Source organism: Sphingobacterium sp. LRF_L2, assembly GCF_965644235.1.
Classification (GTDB): Bacteria; Bacteroidota; Bacteroidia; order Sphingobacteriales; family Sphingobacteriaceae; genus Sphingobacterium.
Map to the genome: position 1 here is coordinate 54435 of NZ_CBFFRI010000011.1, position 20253 is coordinate 74687.

Below are 20253 nucleotides of genomic sequence, written 5' to 3' on the forward strand. Positions count from 1 at the left end.
ACAACTGTTTCTTAAAAAATGTTAAGAAAGCAAGTCTTTTCATGTTATTAATTTTTAAAAGCATATAGTTTCTTGTCACGGCGTACACACAACAAATAGTTAGCACTGTTATAATCTATTTTTCCGTAGTAAAAATCGGGTAAGGCTTCGATCGGAAAACCGTTATACACTAGCCCTTTCTCGTCGAAAAGATAAATTAGCGAACTTTCACGTGAAGCAATGCCCAGCATATTCCCCACACCTCCAACGCTAAAGAACTGTGGTCTATTAGAGACTTCTTGTGTAAAAGTGAAGTCGTATAGATTTTCAATCGTGGGAAATGCCTTGGAAGAAAGTTTTTTGTGGTCAATGGCGACCATTCTAGCTGTAGATTGTTGACCGATGTCATCAAATGCAATAATTGTCTTGCTATCCCAGTCTCCAATCTTTCGTTTACTTGCGGGGTTTTGGAAATCAGCCATGATTAAATTACCGCTTGTGTCGATTGCATATACAGTAACTTGATTTTTGTTGTTAAGTCCTAGGGTGATTGGGTTTCTAAATTGACTATTATCTATTTTTGATTCCTTCACGAGTGTGCCATTTGCATCAAATTGATAAAAATGACCGTTATCCGTACCAATAAATAGATGGTTTTGCTGCACTTTTACATCAAATAGAATATTCCCAGCCAGTGATATGTTGTTCCATTGTTCGGAAGGCTTACCATCAAGTGTATACACAAGTAGATTTCTGCCCGCAGGGATGAAAATAAGTTGTTCGTTCGTGAGCTTTGCAACTGTTGGAGTAAAGGTTGGTTCTTGCTCTAGCCCCAATGAAAACCCAGGAAGAGCTTTTCCTTGTGGGGCAAAACGGTAGAGACGATTTTTATCTGTGACTAGTACAATTGAGCGATCTGAAAGTTGCCTCGCCTCGCCTACAATACGACCATGGAAAACAGACGACCATAGTTGAGTTCCTGATGGGTGTATCCCGTGTACCGTATGGTCCTGTTCTTGAATAAGAATGAATTGACTGGTGTCAGAATGTTCAAAAACCCAAGGAGCTGTAATAGGTCTGTTATTGAAATCATAAGTCCAATCTGCTGTAGCTCCTAATGCATGTTTACTCTTATAGATTCCATAGATACTTGTCAGGAAGTTACCATTATTTCCTGAAATTTGTGCTGACCAAGAATAAAAGTCTTGATAACCATATTGCTCTCTGTCACGAAATGAGACACTAAAGTCGTGTTTCAATAAACTGCTTAGTATCGTAGATGCCGTTTTTGTGCGTTGAAAAAAAGTAATGTTTGCTTCATTTCCTTGTGTTTTTTCAAAATTCTTAAAGCCTAATGTATTGATTAATAGGTTTTCGTTTCTCCAATCATGAAGGTAAGTTTGTAGAAGATTTGCACTGTTAGAAAGAACCAATACATCCTGTAATCGAACAAAATAAGGGCGAGCGAAATTTTTTAAGGGGTCACCAAATAACGCATATGGGATATTCGAATAATCAAAGCGGAAAATCGAATCCCCAACAGCCGTAGCTAAAGATAATAGGCCTTGTTTTTTCTTACCCATTTCACTGAGAGAAATAAACGCAAGCATCGTTTGATTACTTTGTTCGACGACAGAAAACTCATTTCCCAGAAGTGGACGGATATCCTGCATTATGGAAAGGTTTTTCTTGTTTTCTATATCTTTAAGCTGTTGTTGTAGTTTTTCTAATTCATCCCTTTGCTCGAATAGTTGTGCGAGTTCTTCCTGAAATTGTCCTGTATTGCTGATCGCAAAAGATAGATAAGAAGCTGTGTTTTCTGGGAAGAAATTAAAAAGGGTTTGTGTTGTCTTACTCTGTTTCGCGAAAATTTCGAGATAATTTTCCTTTTGACGAGCTGTTTTACTTTCGCCGCTGAGGATGAGTGCATCATTTTTGAAATTGAGATTCCAGGCCGATTCTCCTCCTAAGTTTTCAAATAGGCGTAGAAAACCACCGGATTTACTCCTGAAAAAATGATTGATTATAGGCTTTATCTGTTTATGAGAAAAATATACAGATAAAGGCGAGTTGCGGCTGTTATTTTCTACGAAATAATCTATTTCTTCTTTCGCTATTTTAGACGATTTTCCATCAATTATTTTATAAAGAAGGCTATCTGAACGTGAGGCAAAGAAAATGTCTTTAAAATAAATAATGTGGAATACCGAATCTTTTACGCCTTTGTCTAAGCTATATATGCGGGTATCTAAAGTATCTTTTTGACGAATATTATAACTTTTTTTTCCTTCAGAAAGGATTGCAGCTAAACTTTCTGGACTTATTTTCTCTGTAGTAGGTATGGTGAATAGGGTGGCCAAATGATCTTTTTCTGGATGAAGCGAAACATAAATTTCCACTCCTTCCACATAAGGTTGTAGAATTTCATTTCGTAAGATTTTTAGCTTCAGTTCTTTCCATTGTTTTATCTCTTGTTTTCCGACCAAGGCTTCAAAGATTTCGAAGTCCTTGAAAATATTGTCAGTCGTAGCATCATTATGAAAAGTGGAGATGAGAAAGGTTTCTTGAGGCAGAAAGGTCAGCGGTCGTAGCGTTTCTTTTTTTTCTCCATTGAGGTCGGAAAAATAATATACAGAAGCCCCAATAACGGCGATAAACAATATAATCGTAAGGATGATGGTATTTCTCATTGCGCACTAGCCTATAACAACTTCAAAAATAAAAAAATAAAAAGTAAATAAGCAATGCTTTTCCATAGGTCTCATTTTCTTCGTTACTGGCAAAAAAACTTCGACGATTAATTTTCTGAAAATTGAAACGCTATTTGCATGAAATTTTATACATTTATAGGCGGAAAACATACGTTATAGGAATTTAATCTCTTTTATGAATAAACAAATTATATTGACAGCATCCTTTTTTGGACTTACCGCTGTCATATTAGGAGCGTTTGGAGCACATGGATTAGAAGGGAAAATAAGTGATTATCATTTAGGGACGTGGAAGACAGCCAACCAGTACCATTTTTATCATACGTTGGCTTTATTGTTTTTATCTACGTTTTCACGCGCGAAAAATGCGTCGATACGTGTTTCATATTTTTGTTTTGTTTTGGGGATTGTCTTGTTCTCTGGGTCACTTTATTTATTAAGTGTTCGCTCGTTGATTGGATTAGATGATTTTCGATTATTGGGACCTATCACACCGATAGGGGGACTTTTCTTCATCATTGGATGGGTAGGGTTATTCATAGCGGCCTTACGTAATCGTTCTTGATTTTTTTCTGCACGTTTGTCAAGTGATTTAGCGACATTCTTCATATTGTCTTGCTACTCACTTCTTATCTTTCATCTTTAAGCCCATTAACAGTGGGCATCTAACTCTTTGGCGGATTTTTTACCTTTGTAGATATGTCGGAAACCTCTTTATTTCATCGGGATAGACAGACCTTATTTGTTGAGGTAGTGTTGCCCCTTTATATTGCAAAGACCTATACGTATCGTGTACCCGTAGAATGGAATGATCAAATTGGAGTTGGAAAGCGGGTGATTGTGCAGTTTGGTAGAAACAAAATCTATGCGGCTATTATTTATAAGGTTTCTCATGAGGCTCCATTAAATTATGAAGCGAAATATATCTTAAATCTGATTGATGATCAACCTATATTGAATCTAAAGCAGTTGTCACTGTGGGAGTGGATTTCGGAATATTATATGTGTTACTTAGGTGAAGTGATGCAAGCGGCTCTTCCCGCGGCACTCAAAATGGCTAGTGAGACGAAGATTGTGGCAGCAGACAATGAGGGGCTTGATCGTACGTTGTTGTCCGATAAAGGATACCTTGTCATGGAAGCACTGGATGTGGCAGGTGAGCTGACCGTAAATGATATTGTCAAACTATTAGGTCAAAAAACGGTATTTCCCTTGTTAAAGACGTTATTTGATCATGGTTTTATATTAATATCGGAGGAAATAAAAGACAGATTTAAGCCGAAAAGAAAATCATTTTTGATCTTAGCATCGGAATTTTCAGATGCTGATGGTATGCGCGGTTTATTGGATTCCTTGAATAAAGCACCAAAACAACAAGATGCGATATTGGCGTTTCTGCAATTGAAGAAGAGTAAAGTTGATATCACTCGACAGGATATTATGGAAGCTGCAGGTGTAAGTTCGGGGATTTTGGGCTCATTGATTGAAAAGGGTGTATTCGAAGCCAATGAACGAATTGTATCGCGCTTAGGAGGCGAAGAGGTGGAAATCACGACAGCATTTGTTCTTAACGATAGGCAACAGGATGCTTTTCAGCAAATTAATTCCATTTTCGAGCATAAAGACGTTGTATTATTGCATGGTGTTACTGCATCTGGGAAAACACAGCTTTACATTCGTCTAATCGAACAAATGATGGAGTCGGGTAAAAATGCGCTTTATCTATTGCCGGAAATTGCACTCACTACGCAGATTACTGATCGATTGAAACTCCATTTTGGTGAAAAACTTGGGGTATACCATTCTAAGTTTAATGATAATGAGCGTGCCGAAGTGTGGCATAAAGTATTAAAGGGGGAGTACAAAGTGGTAATAGGTGCTCGTTCAGCAATTTTTTTGCCATTTAGGGATCTTGGAATAATTGTGATTGATGAAGAACATGAAAGCTCGTATAAGCAGTACGATCCTTCACCAAGATACCATGCGCGAGATACAGCTATATATTTGGCTCATTTGCACAAAGCGAAAGTGTTGCTTGGGTCTGCTACACCTTCTATAGAAAGCTACTATAACGCCAAAGCTGGAAAATATGGTTTTGTAGAAATTAAAGAACGATTTGGGGATTCCAAGCTTCCTGAAATCAGCGTAATCAATATTGCTGAAGAGGGGCGCAAGGAGCAAATGTATTCTTACTTCAGTGCGGCGCTGTTGTCGGGAATCACCGAAGCAATGGAGCGTAAGGAGCAAGTCATTCTTTTTCAAAATAGACGAGGTCATACTCCCTTTGTACAGTGCAGCACTTGTGGTTGGGTGGCCAAATGTGTGAATTGTGATGTAAGTCTAACATACCATAAATCCAGTAATCATCTGCATTGTCATTATTGTGGTCATATGGAGTCTCCAATTCAGGTCTGCCCAGCTTGTGGGATGCCTCATATTGAAAGTAAGGGCTTCGGTACGGAACGTATTGAAGAAGAGTTAGAGATTATACTTCCCCAAGCCCGTATCGGACGCCTCGACCTTGATTCTACAAAAGGTAAATTTGGCTTTGATAAAATTATTACGGCCTTTGATGATTATGAATATGACATTCTTATCGGGACACAGATGGTTGCAAAAGGTTTGGATTTTGGCCGAGTAAGCCTTATTGGTATAATTAACGCAGATGCAATGATCAATTTTCCTGATTTTCGAGCCTATGAACGTGCCTTTTCATTATTTTCGCAGGTCGCTGGGCGTGCAGGTAGGAGAGAGAAAGAGGGGAAGGTTATCATACAGACCCATACGCCCAATCATCGAGTCTTGGAACAGGTTCTTCAACATGATTACGAAGGAATGTTTATGACTGAAGTTAAAGAACGGAAAAATTATCAATATCCACCATTTTATAGGCTGATAGAAATTAATATAAAGCATACGGATATGCAGGTCGTGTATGACGGAGCGATTCGTTTAGCTTCTTTACTAAGGTCGCAATTGGGGAGCAGGGTGTTGGGGCCAGAGCCACCATTGATTGCTCGTATTCGGAATCACTTTATTCAAACCGTTACCTTAAAGATAGAGCGCAGCAATGTGAGTATTGCGAAGGTGAAAGAATTGATTCACCACTCCATCACGCAATTTGAAATTGATAAAGTAAACAAAGGAATTAGAATTTCTATTGATGTCGATCCTTATTAGTAAGGATGTTTCGAGAAAAGGGGCGTAAACCTAGAGATGAACAAAAACCGGAAAATCTCTAGGTACTCGTTTTTATGATCTATTTTTCTCTTGTTCTTTCCATTGTTTGGAGAATGATTTGTCTGCAACTTTTGGCATTTCACGATGTTTTCCCCATGCTTTACCAAAAAAATACCGAAGAAGAAAATTCTTCAATTTTCCTCCGAACAAATCAAGTATACTGCGTCGTTGAAATACGAAGTTGAAGCGTTTCCATATGCGCTTTTCTCTTGCTGAAATCAAGTTTTTGTCTACGGCGCTTTTTCGGTTGAGAAGTGTCATTTTTCGAAGATCTATACCCATAGGACAAATTTCGGTGGCGCTACCGCAAAGTGGGGAAGCAAAACTTAGGTGTATGTATTCTTTAAAGCCTCGCTTGTAGGGCGCGGTAACAGCACCTATTGGGCCCTGATAATCGGTATGATATGCTTGACCTCCAATATTTTGATAAACAGGGCAGGTGTTTAAGCATGCTCCACATCGCATACAGTAAAGCCCCTGTCGTTGGTCTTTGTCGGCGAGAAGGTTTGTTCTGCCATTGTCAAGTAATATAACAATAGTATCTTCCAATCCATCTGGCTCTGTATTTTTACGAGGGCCGTTCAATATATTATTATATACTGTGAGATTTTGCCCTGTTTCGTGAGAGGCTAGAAGAGGCCAGAATAAATCTAAATCGTTTATATTTGGTATAATTTGTTCTATCCCTACGACGGCTACATGTACTTTTGCGATACTGGTCATGCGATAAGCATTACCTTCATTTTCACTGAGGGCAATGCTGCCGGTGTCAGCAATAAGAAAATCAGCACCTGTAATGCACATCTCCGCTGCTTGGGATTTGTTAAGAAGAAGATCTCTCGAGAACTCGATTAAAACTTCTGGACTAGCTTCGGCGGGCGTGCCAAATTTCTCGTGAAATAGCTTGGTGATTTCTTCGAGACTGAGTTGAATTGTTGGGTTGGTAAAATGAGGAGATTTTTGTCCTGCCAGTTCAAGAATTAGCTGTCCTAAGTCTATTTGAGTGTTTTCTATCCCTTTCTTTTGAAAAAGTCGATTTAATTGAATTTCGTCAATAGTGGACGACTTTGTTGTCGTAACAGTTTTGACTTGCAGGGCATCAACGATTTTTTCAATCTCTACATGTGCTTCTTCGATATCATTAGCCCATATCACTTTGCCTCCACGACGTGTAAAGTTCATTTCGAAATCTAATAAATATCGATCCAAATTCTCGAGCGTCTTCCATTTGATGAGATGTGCCTTCCTCTTGGAGTTCTCCAGATTAAAAAATTTGCTTTTAGCCTTTTTAAAGGCTAGCTGATATTTTTCAATGCTGGAATTGATAATGTCGCGATGCTGTTGGTCAAATGAATTAACCGCACTTTCCTCTCTGAATTTTTCTGCCAATTTTTGCGCCATACGGTAAAACTACTCTTTTTGATTAAATACTTCCAATTTTTTTCTACGATAGGGGATAATTTATTTTTCTTAGGTTTATTTTTTGAAAATATGACCTTCACATTTATTAATTGTTCATCTCCTTTAAATGTTTTCTCAAATTCTACGTATCTTGTTTGAAAGTTTGTTGGAATCTGTAAAAAATTGATTCTGATTGGACTTGTGGTTATACTCCCTTTTCTACCAAATGTTTCACTTGTATTTTAGCGAATAGGAGAGGTAATGTAAAAGTCTCCAAAATGAACTATAAAACTATTTATAGGGCAAGATGAAATGAGTTAACGTATTAAAAGAATATTAACAAAGAATTTTGTGATAAATGAAAGAAGTCATTTTACTGCTTAGTAAAATGACTTCTATGTGTTTCGTCTGCAGCTTCTGCGTAAATTTATTTTACGTTCAAAGCTATACTCAATTCATCAAGTTGGGTCGTCGCTATAATGGATGGAGCGTCGATCATAACATCTCTTCCCGCATTATTTTTTGGGAAGGCAATGAAATCCCGGATAGTTTCTTGTCCACCCAAAATTGCTGTTAATCTGTCTAAGCCAAAAGCTAATCCGCCGTGTGGGGGAGCTCCATATTGGAATGCATTCATTAAGAAACCAAATTGTTCTTGTGCTTCTTCAGCAGTGAAGCCAAGGTGTCTGAACATGAGTGCTTGAGTCTCTTTGTCGTGTATACGAATAGATCCACCTCCAATTTCGTTGCCATTTAATACTAAATCGTACGCATTGGCACGGACGTTTCCGGGTTCGCTGTCTAGTAAATGTATATCCTCTGGCTTAGGGGATGTAAAAGGGTGATGCATAGCGTGGTAACGCTCTGTTTCTTCATCCCATTCTAATAAAGGGAAATCGACAACCCATAGCGGTGCAAATTCATGTGGTTTTCGTAAACCAAGACGGTTTCCTAATTCCATACGAAGAGCGCTCAATTGTGCGCGAGTTTTATTTGCAGGACCGGATAAAATGAGGATTAAGTCGCCTTTTTGAGCTCCTGTGATTTGTGCCCAATTTGCAAGATCGTCTTGATCATAGAATTTATCAACGGAAGACTTATACGAACCGTCTTCTTCACATTTGCAATAAACCATGCCTGATGCACCTACTTGGGGGCGTTTTACCCATTCGATGAGTTCATCAATTTGTTTTCTGGTATATGCCGCTGCATTGGGAACCGCTATACCAACAACAAGCTCTGCACTATTGAATACCGAAAATTCTTTATGTTGAGCAACATTATTTAGTTCTCCGAACTCCATCCCAAAGCGGATATCCGGTTTGTCATTCCCGTATTTGCGCATAGCTTCTTCGAATGTCATACGGGGAAATTTGTCAATCTCGATTTGATGTATTTTTTTGAGTAAATGCCTAGTGAGTCCTTCAAATACATCCAAAATATCCTCTTGGTCAATAAAGGACATTTCACAGTCAATTTGTGTGAACTCGGGTTGTCGGTCAGCTCGTAAGTCTTCGTCGCGGAAGCATTTTACAATTTGAAAGTACCGATCCATCCCCGCCACCATGAGCAATTGTTTAAAAGTTTGAGGGGATTGAGGTAATGCGTAGAATTGTCCCGGATTCATGCGTGATGGTACAACAAAATCGCGAGCCCCTTCAGGTGTTGATTTAATAAGATATGGTGTTTCGACTTCACAGAAATCAAGATTTGAAAGGTAGTTTCGCACCTCCTGCGTTACCTTGTGACGAAATAGTAAACTGTTTCTGACAGGATTTCTTCGGATATCCAAGTAGCGATATTTCATACGGATATCTTCACCTCCATCAGTGTCGTCCTCGATTGTAAAAGGAGGGACAATAGATGTATTGAGGATCGTCAATTCTTTTACTAGAACTTCAATGTCACCTGTCGGGATTACGGTGTTTTTTGATTCTCGTTCGATGACGGTACCTTTTACTTGAATAACAAATTCGCGACCTAGTGATTTTGCCAATTGCATAAGGGCAGCATCAGAGCGAGATTCATCGAATATTAATTGGGTGATTCCGTAACGATCACGTAGATCGACCCATACCATGAATCCTTTATCACGCGACTTTTGGACCCATCCTGCCAGTGTGATCTCTTTATTAATATCGTTTATGCGTAGCTCGCCGCAATTATGACTTCTGTACATTACTCACTGAAAATTAAAATTAGAAAATTTAAAAAAGCAAAAATATCGGATTTTATGGACAATAAAGAAAGTTTCTCTTCCACTTTCTCCCACTTTTTAGGTGAAAGTGTAGTAGAGGAGGTGAAAGCATGTTAAAAATAAAGAAACGCGAACTGCTTGTTACTGAATAAGGGGTGGTGCATCGTAAGAGCATTTGGGAACTGTTAGTTTATTGTTTTGTCTTTTAATCGATTGATTTTTATTGTTTTATATTGTTTTTGATGTGAGGTTTTTTCTGTTTTTTTTTACTTTTCTAGGTGTGGAAAACTTTTTTGTGTTATATTGTGGGGGAAAGTGGGGGAAAGTGTATACTTTTACATTAAATTTTGATTAGGCTTATAGGCTATAATGAATTATTTGATCGGAGAATACGAATGTAAGTTGGATACCAAAGGTAGAATGGTGGTTCCTGCAGCGCTCAAGAGGCAATTGCCTGATGTGGAGCGCGAGGGGCTTGTCGTGAACCGTGGTTTCGAAAGAAATTTGGTTATTTATACCCGATCGGAATGGGACAGAATTTTGAAACAGCTTTCTAGATTAAATCAATTCCAGACTAAAAACAGGGAGTTTGTTAGAAAATTTATGAGTGGAGCTACGGAGTTGATGTTGGATTCGGCGGGGCGTGTTTTATTGCCAAAGAGTTTGTTGGAGTATGCTGAGGTTGGAACGGATTTAGTGTTAGCTTGTAATTTGGAAAAGATAGAGGTTTGGTCGAAGGCTAAATATGAAGAACAGATGGAGATGTTGTCAGGAGAGGATTTTTCAGATCTTGCGGAGCAGGTGATGGGTGATTTTGATTTGGGAGGAGGTTTGGATGGCTAATCCTGAAACTTATCATGTTCCTGTGATGTTGCAAGAGTGTATGGATGCTCTGGCGATTAAGGCGGATGGTGTGTATGTTGATGTGACTTTTGGGGGAGGAGGGCATTCTCGTGAGCTATTGAAGAAGTTGGGTCCCAATGGTCGTTTGATTGCTTTTGATCAGGATCCAGATGCCGTTAATAATGCAATAGATGATCCTCGGTTCACGCTGGTTCATCAGAATTTTAGATTTCTGAAGAATAACCTGCGTTTGCTAGGTGTGAAGTATGTCGATGGGATTTTGGGGGATTTGGGTGTTTCTTCGCATCAATTTGATTCTCCGGAGCGTGGTTTTTCCATTCGATATGATGCTGATCTTGATATGCGTATGGATCGTGTTTCAGAAGTTGATGCTCGATCTATCCTTAATAACTATGCTGAGGAAGATTTGCATCGGATTTTTGGGATGTATGGTGAGATACAAAATGCCCGTTCTTTAGCAAAGACTATAGTTACAGCTCGTTTGAGTGGAAGTATTGATACTGTCGTGAGGTTGAAGGAGGTTATTAAGAGGTTGGTTCCGAAAGGGAAAGAGCATAAATATCATGCGCAGGTTTTTCAGGCTTTGCGTATTGAGGTGAATCAGGAGTTGGAGGTTTTGCAGACTTTTTTGGAGCAGACGACTTCTGTTTTGAAACCCGGGGGTAGATTGGTGGTTATGTCTTATCATTCTTTGGAAGATCGGTTGGTGAAGAGTTTTATGCAGAAGGGGAAGTTTAGGGGTGAAGTGGAAAAAGACTTTTTTGGGAATGAAATCAAGCCCTTTAAAGTGATTAGTCGTAAGGCTATTACAGCTAGTTCGGATGAATTGGTTATAAATAATAGATCGCGTAGCGCGAAGCTACGTGTTGCTGAAAGGGTCGATTAATTTTTTTTTGTTTATGTCGAAGAATACGATAAGAAATAAAGAATTAAGCGAGGAGGTTCAGGAGGAGATGAGTGAGTCGGTTGAGGAGAAGGTGGAACAAACGCAAGACTTCTTGCGTTCTGCATTTTCTACAAAGCGACTTTCAAGTTATCTCGTTGCTAGGAATCTTCCCTTTGCTGCTTTTGTTGCATTATTAGGTTTATTGTATATCTCAAATAGACATTTGGCTGAACGTACGGTTCGATCCATCGATCAATTGGGACGTGATGTAAAGGAGTTGAGTTGGGATTATAAATCTTTGTCGGCGGAGTTGATGAAATTAACAACGCAAACCGAGATAGCCAAACGTGCAGATACCTTAGGATTGAAAGAGCGTACGGAGCCGCCGATTAAGATTGAGGTGGTGAAGAAGCGTGATTAGTTAATAACACATGGTCATATGAATATTAGGAAATCTATACTTATTCGGGTATACCTGGCGTTCGGGCTTATGGTGTTTGGTGCGTTGTTGGTCTTTGGTAAGTTGTTGCATTTGCAGTATGTAGATGGTGGGGAGTGGCGAGCGATGGTAGATAGTTTGACGATACGGGAGAGGATTGTTGAGGCAGCTCGAGGAAATATCTACTCCAATGATGGGAGTTTGTTGGCTACTTCGGTTCCTGAGTATGAATTGCGGTTTGATGCAATGTCTATTCCTGCGGAGGCGACGGATGTGTTTAACTCCAAGGTGGACTCTTTGGCGTTTCGTTTAGCATCGCATTTTGGGGATAAATCTGCAAGGCAGTATTTGGCTTTATTAAAGAATGCGCGGGCTAAGAGAGCTCGCTATGTTTTGTTGAAAAGGAATGTTTCGCATCAGGAGTTGAAGGAGATAAAAGAATTTCCTTTGCTTCACACCTTCAGAGAGGGTAAGCAACGTTACTCAACAAGCTTGGTTACGGTTCGTGAAAATAAAAGAATCTTGCCGTTTACAAATTTAGCAGCCCGGACAATTGGCTATAAGAACATGAAGGGGGATACGGTGTTGGTTGGTTTGGAAGGCGCGTATGGATCCTATATGGATGGGAAGAGTGGTTCTCAGTTGATGCAGCGGATCGCTGGAGGTGTGTGGGTGCCGGTGAATAGAGAAGTGGAGGTTGCGCCAGTTGATGGTTCTGATATTATTTCAACATTAGATGTTAATATGCAGGATATGGCGCAACGGGCATTGTTGAAGCAGCTTATTGTGAGTGATGCAAATGACGGGTGTGTGGTTCTGATGGAAGTGAAAACCGGAGAAGTACGAGCTATAGCGAATTTTACGAGAGATAGTGAAGGTGTTTTTAGGGAGAAGTATAATTATGCAATTGCAAATGGAGCAGATCCGGGTTCGACATTTAAATTAGCCAGTTATCTGGCTTTGTTGGATGATGGGTTGGTTGATACCTCCACTACTGTTGATATAGGGAACGGTACATATAAGGTTCCTGCGCATACGATTCGGGATTCACATGCGCCGAAAAAGTCTGTGTTGACGGTGAAAGAGGCTTTTGAGGAATCTTCAAATGTTGGAGTTGCTAAATTGGTTAACGCGCATTATGGAGCTAATCCCGCAAAATATACCTCAAAGTTGCATGATTTTGGGCTGGGTCAACCTTTAGGATTGCAAATTCCAGGAGAGGCGAAGCCATGGGTTAAGAACCCTGATAGTAGGACTTGGAGTAAATTGTCCTTGGTTCAAATGGCGTATGGATACGAATTGAGATTGACACCACTGCAGATGTTGACATTTTATAATGCTGTGGCTAATGACGGTAAAATGGTTGCTCCCTTATTTGTTAAGGAGATTAGGCATCTAGGAAATACGGTAGAGCAATTTGAAGCGCGTGTAGTAAATAAACAGATTGCATCTAAGCAAGCGATAAAAAAGGCGCAAGAGATGTTGGAGGGGGTGATGATTGAGGGGACAGGTAAAAGTTTGCGATCGCCTCTATATACTTCAGCGGGAAAGACAGGTACGGCGCAGATGAATGACGGTGCGCGTGGTTATGGAGCCCGTCGTTACCAATCATCGTTTGCAGGATATTTTCCGGCAGAAAACCCAAAGTATTCTATGATCGTTGTGATCAGGAATCCGAGAAAAGGATATTATGGAGGGGCAATAGCGGGGCCTGTGTTTAAAGAATTGGCTGACATGGTGTATGCAAATGATTTGTCATTGCATGGATCGTTTGCTACTAGAAAGGTAAATATGGCAGGCACACGGACGCCATTAACATTAAAAGGTTCGAAAGAAGCATCGAATGCAGTTTACGAAGCTTTGGGTGTTCATGCTTCTAATTGGAACGCGTTAGCACAGTCTACAGATTCGTCAGCTAAAGGTGTGCCATTTGTGGAGGTAGCTGTTAAGGATGGTGTTGTGCCTGATGTGGTTGGAATGGGCCTTTCTGATGCCATTTTCGCTATGGAGAATGCGGGTTTTAAAACGCGCGTGACAGGAAGGGGAAAGGTTACTTTGCAATCCCTGACTGCAGGAACAAAATTGAAACGAGGTACGCCAATTGTTTTGGCACTGAATTAAAGAGTAATATGAAGCTGAAAGAACTATTACATGCTATTCCGGTACAGCAGCTTGAGGGGAGCCTCGAGGTTGACGTGCAGTCGATTTGTTTCGATTCTAGGAAAGTTGTTGAAGACAGCTTGTTTGTTGCTGTTCGTGGGGTTCATACCGATGGACATTTGTTTTTGGATAAAGTTGTGGAACAGGGTGGGCAGGTTTTGGTGGTTGAGGAGCTCCCTGTGAAACTGCAAGAGGGTATAACCTATGTATTGGTAGATGATACAGCCTATGTGTTAGGTCTTCTGGCAACGAATTTTTATGGAGATCCTTCAAAGAAACTAAAGTTAGTTGGAGTGACGGGAACAAATGGAAAGACGACAATTGCCACATTGCTCTTTAATTTATTTGAAAATCTTGGCTATCATGTAGGTCTTATCTCTACTGTGCAAAATAAAGTAGGAGATCGGATTATTCCATCAACGCACACAACTCCTGATCCGATTGCATTGAATGCTTTATTGCATGACATGGTAGAAGATGGATGTGATTATTGTTTTATGGAGGTGAGTTCACATGCCGTAGTGCAACAGCGTATTGCAGGCCTCCGTTTTGCAGGTGGAGTGTTCTCTAATATAACGCATGATCATCTCGATTTCCACGAAACATTTGATAATTATATCAAGGCGAAGAAGAAATTTTTTGATGATTTAGATCGATTCGCTTTTGCGCTGACTAACGTTGATGATCGTAATGGTTCCGTGATGTTACAAAATACCATTGCACACAAGAAGACATATGGCTTGAAAAACATGGCTGACTTTAAAGCTAAAATTGTTGAAAGCCACTTTGATGGTATGTTATTGCATATTGATGGTCATGACGTGTGGGTGAAGCTTGTTGGAGGTTTTAATGCATATAATCTTTTGGCGGTATACGGAGCGGCTATCTTATTGGAGCAGGAGACTGTAAAAGTTCTTACTGCGATGAGTAGTATAGTTGGAGCTGAGGGACGCTTTGATGTTGTTCGTTCGAGTCAAGGTGTAACTGGTGTTGTAGATTATGCACATACGCCAGATGCTGTTGAAAATGTATTGACAACTATCCGTGATTTACGAAGTTCCGGTCAACAAATTATTACCGTCTTAGGATGTGGGGGGGATCGCGATAAAACGAAACGCCCGGAAATGGCCGCTGTTGCCGTTCGTATGAGTGATCGCGTCATTATCACATCGGACAACCCGAGAACGGAGGATCCGATGACAATTATTCGGGATATGGAAACAGGGATAGAAGCTAAGGATCGAAAAAATGTGTTTACCATCGCTGAGAGGAGAGAGGCCATTCGTGCAGCTTGTCATCTAGCGCAGCCTGGAGATATTATATTGGTTGCTGGGAAGGGGCATGAAAAGTATCAAGAAGTGAATGGTATACGTCATCATTTTGACGATAAGGAAATATTGGAAGAAACTTTTAACGAACAATAACAAGATAGGATGTTATATTATTTATTTACCTGGTTACAAGAACATGTGCATATTCCTGGTGCAGGATTGTTTCAATACATCTCTTTTCGTACAGCGATGGCTGTTATTGTGTCGTTAATTATCACCACTGTTTATGGAGGTCGCCTGATTCGAGCTTTACACAATAAGCAGGTGGGAGAGACGATTCGAGATTTAGGTCTAGAAGGTGAAAAACAGAAGGCCGGGACACCTACAATGGGTGGTCTGATCATCATCGCTGGTATTCTCATCCCAACATTATTGTTCGCGAAATTAGATAATATCTACGTCATTGTTATGATTGTGACGACAATTTGGATGGGGGCTATTGGTTTTTTAGACGATTATATAAAAGTTTTTAAAAAGAATAAAGAAGGTTTAGCGGGGCGTTTTAAAGTAATTGGTCAAATTGGATTGGGTACATTGATTGCTATCACAATGTATTTCCATCCAGGTATTGTTTCCCGAGAAGAGGTGAAAAACCCAACGTCTACACATGCTGTTCAGATTATGACCGATACACAGACAGGTGAACGTTATTATGCTGAAAATGTTAAATCAACGAAGACTAACATTCCTTTCTATAAAAACAATGAGTTTGATTATGCTAAGGTGTTGAGCATGTTTGGACTGAATAGCAGTCTTGCAACTTTTATTGTATTTCTTATTGTCGTCGTTTTTATTGTAACTGCTGTTTCAAATGGTGCTAATATTACCGATGGTATTGATGGTTTGGCAACAGGGACTTCAGCGATCATAGGTATAACGTTAGCTATTCTGGCGTATGTTTCCGGAAACGTTATTTTCTCAGACTATCTGAATATTATGTACATCCCAAATTCTGGTGAACTCGTAATTTTCGCAGGAGCTTTTGTTGGAGCGTGTACTGGTTTTCTTTGGTACAATGCTTATCCTGCGCAGGTTTTTATGGGGGATACAGGAAGTTTGGCTATTGGTGGTATTATAGCTGCGTTTGCTATTTTAATTCGAAAAGAACTATTAATCCCTGTACTATGTGGTGTTTTTCTGTTGGAAAATGTTTCCGTTATTATGCAGGTATCTTACTTTAAATACACCAAGAAGAAATATGGAGAAGGGCGGCGTATATTTCTTATGTCACCGTTACATCACCATTATCAGAAGAAAGGATATCATGAATCTAAGATTGTAATGCGATTTTTTATTGTATCTATCATCTTAGCAATTTTGACTATTGTAACATTAAAAACAAGATAGCATGGCTAATATTGCTCATACATACTATCCGCAATCTGGATTTTTGGTTGTGCTAGGTGCAGGCGAAAGCGGTGTTGGTGCCGCGATTTTAGCTAAAGATAAAGGTTTTGATGTATTTGTTTCTGATCGAGGTGTAATTGCTGAAAATTACAAATCTACTTTACGGGATGAGCAACTTCTTTTTGAGGAGGGGATTCACAGTGAGTCAAAGATTTTGAAAGCAAACCTAGTGGTGAAAAGTCCAGGTATTCCCGAAGGAGCCCCACTTATAAAAACGTTAAAAGCAGCGGGTATTCCTGTAATCTCTGAGATCGAATTCGCAGCACAGTATACAGATGCAAAGTTGTTTTGTATTACAGGATCTAATGGGAAGTCAACCACGACGATGTTGACTTATTATATGCTAAAGAATGGTGGAGTCAACGTTGGCTTGGCGGGAAATATTGGAAAAAGCTTCGCTCTTCAGGTGGCGCGAGCGCAATATGATGTGTATGTATTAGAGATTTCCAGCTTTATGTTGGATGACATGTATCATTTCCGCGCGGATGTTGCTGTTATTCTTAATATAACAGCAGATCATTTGGATCGATATGATTATCGAATGGAAAATTATGTCGCCTCTAAATTCAGGATGATTAGAAATCAAACGGAAGATGATTATTTCATCTATTGTTTAGATGATGAAGAAACGAATAAAGCACTTGCATTGTATCCTACTTCTGCATTGCATTTGCCTTTTTCAATTCAGCAAGAAGTTTCGCAAGGAGCTTATGTTGATCAAGAGAATACTATTGTAATAAATGTACCAAATAAAGAAACTTTCGAAATGAATATTGAAGAACTATCATTACAGGGAAAACACAATGTGTATAACAATATGGCTTCAGGGCTTATTGCAAAAGCACAGGAGTTACGTAATCAGACGATGAAAGAGAGTATGGGTTCTTATGTGAATATAGAACATCGTTTAGAGCATGTTGCCTGTATAGGTGGTGTGAACTATATAAATGATTCCAAGGCAACAAATGTCAATTCTGTTTGGTATGCTTTGGAGAGCTTCTCTCCTGATATCATACTGATTATGGGAGGAGTTGACAAAGGAAATGACTATGAAATGCTTCGTGATTTGATAAAGGCAAAGGTGAAAGCAATAGTTTGCATCGGAAAAGATACTGTTCGTATTCATGAGTCATTTGAAGATGATACCGACGTGATTGTTAATAGTTCATCTATGCAGGAAGCGGTTGAAATGGCTTCACACTTATCAAAAAAAGGGGATACGGTGCTTCTTTCTCCTGCATGCGCGAGTTTTGATTGGTTTAAAAACTATGAAGAACGTGGCGATAAATTTAAAGAAGCGGTAATGGCTTTGTAGTAAAAAAGAGCGTACGATGATAGATCAAATTTTTAGTAAGCTGAAAGGAGACAAATGGATTTGGATAATTGTGATTGTCCTATCTGGTTGGTCTTTGCTTGCCGTGTACAGCTCGGTCGGTACGTTAGCTTATAAAGAAGGGAAAGGCACTGAAATGTATCTTTTTAAGCATTTCTCTATCATCGCAATTGGTTTGGTTTTAATGTACCTGTCTCATAAGTTGGATTACCGCTATTATGCTGGTATATCTAAATTGTTGATGATCATTACGATTCCACTATTGCTGTTTACGTTGATAGGAGGGAATAGGGTAAACGATGCAAGTCGTTGGGTAACAATACCTGTAATCAATCAAACGTTTCAGACCTCCGATTTAGCAAAGTTAGCATTGATTACATTTTTAGCTCGGATGCTCTCACGCAAGCAAGAGGATATAAAGGATGTAAAGAAGTCTTTTGTTCCAATCATGGGTGCTGTTTGTGCGGTTTTTATATTGATCGCCTGGGCAAATTTATCGACGGCGTTGATGCTATTTGGTACAAGCGTTCTCTTGTTGTTGATCGGACGTATCAGTTTTAAACAAATAGCGATGGTATGTGTAGGGGGAGGGTTTTTGTTGACATTGGTTATTTTGATAGGACCACGACGCGCGACTTATTTGAGCCGTATAGAAGGTTTTTTTCGCACAGAAGAATCCATAGATGGGGGGGCTGTTCCTTTTCAGGAAGATAAAAACTATCAGGCTAACCTCGCTAAAATGACGATCGCTTCCGGAGAGTTTTTTGGAAAGGGGGCTGGGAACAGTGTAGGACGAAATCTACTTCCTCATCCCTACTCCGATTTTATCTTCGCTATTATTATCGAAGAATATGGTACGATAGGAGGGGCGATATTGTTGTTGTTGTATATGGCGTTGATGTACAGATGTATTCGTATTGTAACGCTAAGTCCACGTGCGTTTGGAGCTTTTTTGGCGGCCGGCTTGGGATTTAGTTTGACTATACAAGCCTTAGCCAATATGGCTGTGGCAGTAGGATTGGGGCCTGTCACTGGGGTACCGTTGCCGTTGGTCAGTATGGGAGGAACTTCCATTTTGTTCACCAGTGTTGCTTTGGGAATCATTCTTAGTGTCAGCCGTAATATTGAAGAGTTGAAAAATAAGGAGGAGTTAAATGAAACTCCGCGGCCTAGAAAAGTCGTGGTAGGAACAATATAATTAAGCAGTATGGCTCATAAAATAATTATCAGCGGCGGAGGGACAGGAGGACATATTTTCCCGGCAATTGCGATAGCAAATGCCTTGCGTCAATTGGAGCCTGATGTAGAGATATTGTTTGTAGGGGCCAAGGGGCGTATGGAAATGGAGCGAGTCCCAGCAGCAGGGTATTCGATTGTTGGGTTGGATATACAGGGGATTAACAGGAAGTCGCTTTTGAAAAACATAACGCTTCCTTTTAAGATGATAAGTAGTTTAATGCGTGCGAAACGTATTATACGTGAATTTAAAGCGGATGTTGCTGTAGGTGTAGGAGGTTATGCTTCTGGACCGTTATTGATGATGGCTAATACGTTGGGTGTACCTACTTTGATTCAAGAACAGAATTCGTATGCTGGTGTGACGAATAAACGATTGGGAAATAAAGCTGCGCGCATATGTGTTGCTTATGAAGGTATGGAGCAATTTTTTTCGAGAGATAAATTGTTGTTGACGGGGAATCCAATTAGACGTGCTTCCGTGGATATTGCCGGTAAAAAAGAAGAAGCATTGGCTTCGTTTGGGTTGAAAGAAGGAAAGAAAACGGTGCTGTTTACTGGAGGCAGTTTGGGGGCGAAGACATTGAATGATTGTGTGCGCGGAGGTTTGTCAACGTTTGAAGGGCATGATATTCAGGTGATTTGGCAGTGTGGAAGTTACTATTACGAGACGTTGGATAGCGAATTGAAAGAAGTCCTACCGAAAAATGTTGTCATGGTACCATTTTTACAACGTATGGATTATGCGTATGCAGCAAGTGATCTGATAATTTCTCGTGCTGGTGCTGGAACAATTTCCGAATTGTGCGCTATAGGAAAAGCCGTGATTCTGGTGCCTTCTCCGAATGTAGCAGAAGATCATCAGACGAAAAATGCGCATGCCCTGGCTGTGAAACAAGCGGCTGTTTTGATAAAAGATGATGTAGCAAGGGGGGAATTGCTTGATACTATACTTTCATTGTTCGAAGATGAAAGTAAACGAGCGCAGTTGGGAGTAGAAATTAAGAAGCTTGCTAAATTGGAAGCAGATGAAATTATTGCAAAAGAAGTACTGAAATTAATTAGATAG

Annotated in this window: 14 protein-coding genes; 11 read left to right on the forward strand and 3 right to left on the reverse strand. The window is 39.8% G+C overall.

All coding sequences use genetic code 11. The features are described 5' to 3' along the window. Positions 1–47: 47 nt before the first annotated feature. Positions 48–2669 (reverse strand): hypothetical protein, encoded by a 2622-nt coding sequence (locus ACSZOX_RS20010; protein ID WP_437921969.1) that lies wholly within the window; start codon positions 2667–2669, stop codon positions 48–50. Between the two features lie 196 nt (positions 2670–2865). On the opposite strand from ACSZOX_RS20010, the gene ACSZOX_RS20015 reads away from it, so the two are divergent. Next, positions 2866–3255 (forward strand): DUF423 domain-containing protein, encoded by a 390-nt coding sequence (locus tag ACSZOX_RS20015; RefSeq protein ID WP_437921970.1) that lies wholly within the window; start codon positions 2866–2868, stop codon positions 3253–3255. A gap of 134 nt (positions 3256–3389) precedes the next feature. Further along, positions 3390–5870: a replication restart helicase PriA gene (gene priA, locus ACSZOX_RS20020; RefSeq protein WP_437921971.1), complete on the forward strand. Its 2481-nt coding sequence runs from the start codon at positions 3390–3392 to the stop codon at positions 5868–5870. Between the two features lie 72 nt (positions 5871–5942). On the opposite strand, the gene ACSZOX_RS20025 is transcribed toward priA, so the two are convergent. After that, positions 5943–7331 (reverse strand): LUD domain-containing protein, encoded by a 1389-nt coding sequence (locus tag ACSZOX_RS20025; protein WP_437921972.1) that lies wholly within the window; start codon positions 7329–7331, stop codon positions 5943–5945. 427 nt (positions 7332–7758) lie between these two features. Then, complete coding sequence (gene aspS / locus ACSZOX_RS20030; protein ID WP_437921973.1) at positions 7759–9510, reverse strand: aspartate--tRNA ligase; 1752 nt, start codon at positions 9508–9510, stop codon at positions 7759–7761. 387 nt (positions 9511–9897) lie between these two features. On the opposite strand from aspS, the gene mraZ reads away from it, so the two are divergent. The 9 genes from mraZ to murG are packed head-to-tail and all read left to right on the forward strand — an operon-like array spanning position 9898 to position 20253. After that, on the forward strand, positions 9898–10371 hold the full coding sequence (mraZ, locus tag ACSZOX_RS20035; RefSeq protein WP_437921974.1) for a division/cell wall cluster transcriptional repressor MraZ: 474 nt from the start codon (positions 9898–9900) through the stop codon (positions 10369–10371). Then, positions 10364–11278 (forward strand): 16S rRNA (cytosine(1402)-N(4))-methyltransferase RsmH, encoded by a 915-nt coding sequence (gene rsmH, locus ACSZOX_RS20040; protein ID WP_437921975.1) that lies wholly within the window; start codon positions 10364–10366, stop codon positions 11276–11278. Before mraZ ends, rsmH begins: the two co-directional genes overlap by 8 nt. Before the next feature lie 13 nt (positions 11279–11291). Further along, complete coding sequence (locus ACSZOX_RS20045) at positions 11292–11699, forward strand: FtsL-like putative cell division protein (protein ID WP_437921976.1); 408 nt, start codon at positions 11292–11294, stop codon at positions 11697–11699. Positions 11700–11717: 18 nt separating this feature from the next. Then, positions 11718–13838 carry a penicillin-binding protein gene (locus ACSZOX_RS20050; RefSeq protein ID WP_437921977.1) on the forward strand — a complete coding sequence of 707 codons (2121 nt, stop codon included), beginning with the start codon at positions 11718–11720 and terminating at the stop codon, positions 13836–13838. An 8-nt stretch (positions 13839–13846) separates the two neighbouring features. Continuing rightward, on the forward strand, positions 13847–15301 hold the full coding sequence (locus ACSZOX_RS20055; RefSeq protein WP_437921978.1) for a UDP-N-acetylmuramoyl-L-alanyl-D-glutamate--2,6-diaminopimelate ligase: 1455 nt from the start codon (positions 13847–13849) through the stop codon (positions 15299–15301). A 9-nt stretch (positions 15302–15310) separates the two neighbouring features. Beyond that, a complete protein-coding gene (mraY, locus tag ACSZOX_RS20060; protein WP_437921980.1) occupies positions 15311–16555 on the forward strand; it encodes a phospho-N-acetylmuramoyl-pentapeptide-transferase in 1245 nt (414 codons plus the stop codon). A gap of 1 nt (position 16556) precedes the next feature. Continuing rightward, on the forward strand, positions 16557–17930 hold the full coding sequence (gene murD, locus ACSZOX_RS20065) for a UDP-N-acetylmuramoyl-L-alanine--D-glutamate ligase (protein ID WP_437921981.1): 1374 nt from the start codon (positions 16557–16559) through the stop codon (positions 17928–17930). Positions 17931–17946: 16 nt separating this feature from the next. Beyond that, a complete protein-coding gene (locus ACSZOX_RS20070; protein WP_437921983.1) occupies positions 17947–19146 on the forward strand; it encodes an FtsW/RodA/SpoVE family cell cycle protein in 1200 nt (399 codons plus the stop codon). A 9-nt stretch (positions 19147–19155) separates the two neighbouring features. Next, positions 19156–20253, forward strand: a complete 1098-nt coding sequence (gene murG, locus ACSZOX_RS20075) for an undecaprenyldiphospho-muramoylpentapeptide beta-N-acetylglucosaminyltransferase (RefSeq protein ID WP_437921984.1) — start codon at positions 19156–19158, stop codon at positions 20251–20253.

Excerpts from the sequence above, each read along its gene's own strand:
- priA (WP_437921971.1), top strand. The coding sequence starts at position 3,390 with ATGTCGGAAACCTCTTTATTTCATCGGGATAGACAGACCTTATTTGTT.
- rsmH (WP_437921975.1), top strand. The coding sequence starts at position 10,364 with ATGGCTAATCCTGAAACTTATCATGTTCCTGTGATGTTGCAAGAGTGT.
- murD (WP_437921981.1), top strand. The coding sequence starts at position 16,557 with ATGGCTAATATTGCTCATACATACTATCCGCAATCTGGATTTTTGGTT.
- ACSZOX_RS20050 (WP_437921977.1), top strand. The coding sequence starts at position 11,718 with ATGAATATTAGGAAATCTATACTTATTCGGGTATACCTGGCGTTCGGG.
- ACSZOX_RS20070 (WP_437921983.1), top strand. The coding sequence starts at position 17,947 with ATGATAGATCAAATTTTTAGTAAGCTGAAAGGAGACAAATGGATTTGG.
- ACSZOX_RS20025 (WP_437921972.1), bottom strand. The coding sequence starts at position 7,331 with ATGGCGCAAAAATTGGCAGAAAAATTCAGAGAGGAAAGTGCGGTTAAT.
- ACSZOX_RS20045 (WP_437921976.1), top strand. The coding sequence starts at position 11,292 with ATGTCGAAGAATACGATAAGAAATAAAGAATTAAGCGAGGAGGTTCAG.
- ACSZOX_RS20010 (WP_437921969.1), bottom strand. The coding sequence starts at position 2,669 with ATGAGAAATACCATCATCCTTACGATTATATTGTTTATCGCCGTTATT.
- ACSZOX_RS20015 (WP_437921970.1), top strand. The coding sequence starts at position 2,866 with ATGAATAAACAAATTATATTGACAGCATCCTTTTTTGGACTTACCGCT.
- mraZ (WP_437921974.1), top strand. The coding sequence starts at position 9,898 with ATGAATTATTTGATCGGAGAATACGAATGTAAGTTGGATACCAAAGGT.
- murG (WP_437921984.1), top strand. The coding sequence starts at position 19,156 with ATGGCTCATAAAATAATTATCAGCGGCGGAGGGACAGGAGGACATATT.
- aspS (WP_437921973.1), bottom strand. The coding sequence starts at position 9,510 with ATGTACAGAAGTCATAATTGCGGCGAGCTACGCATAAACGATATTAAT.
- ACSZOX_RS20055 (WP_437921978.1), top strand. The coding sequence starts at position 13,847 with ATGAAGCTGAAAGAACTATTACATGCTATTCCGGTACAGCAGCTTGAG.
- mraY (WP_437921980.1), top strand. The coding sequence starts at position 15,311 with ATGTTATATTATTTATTTACCTGGTTACAAGAACATGTGCATATTCCT.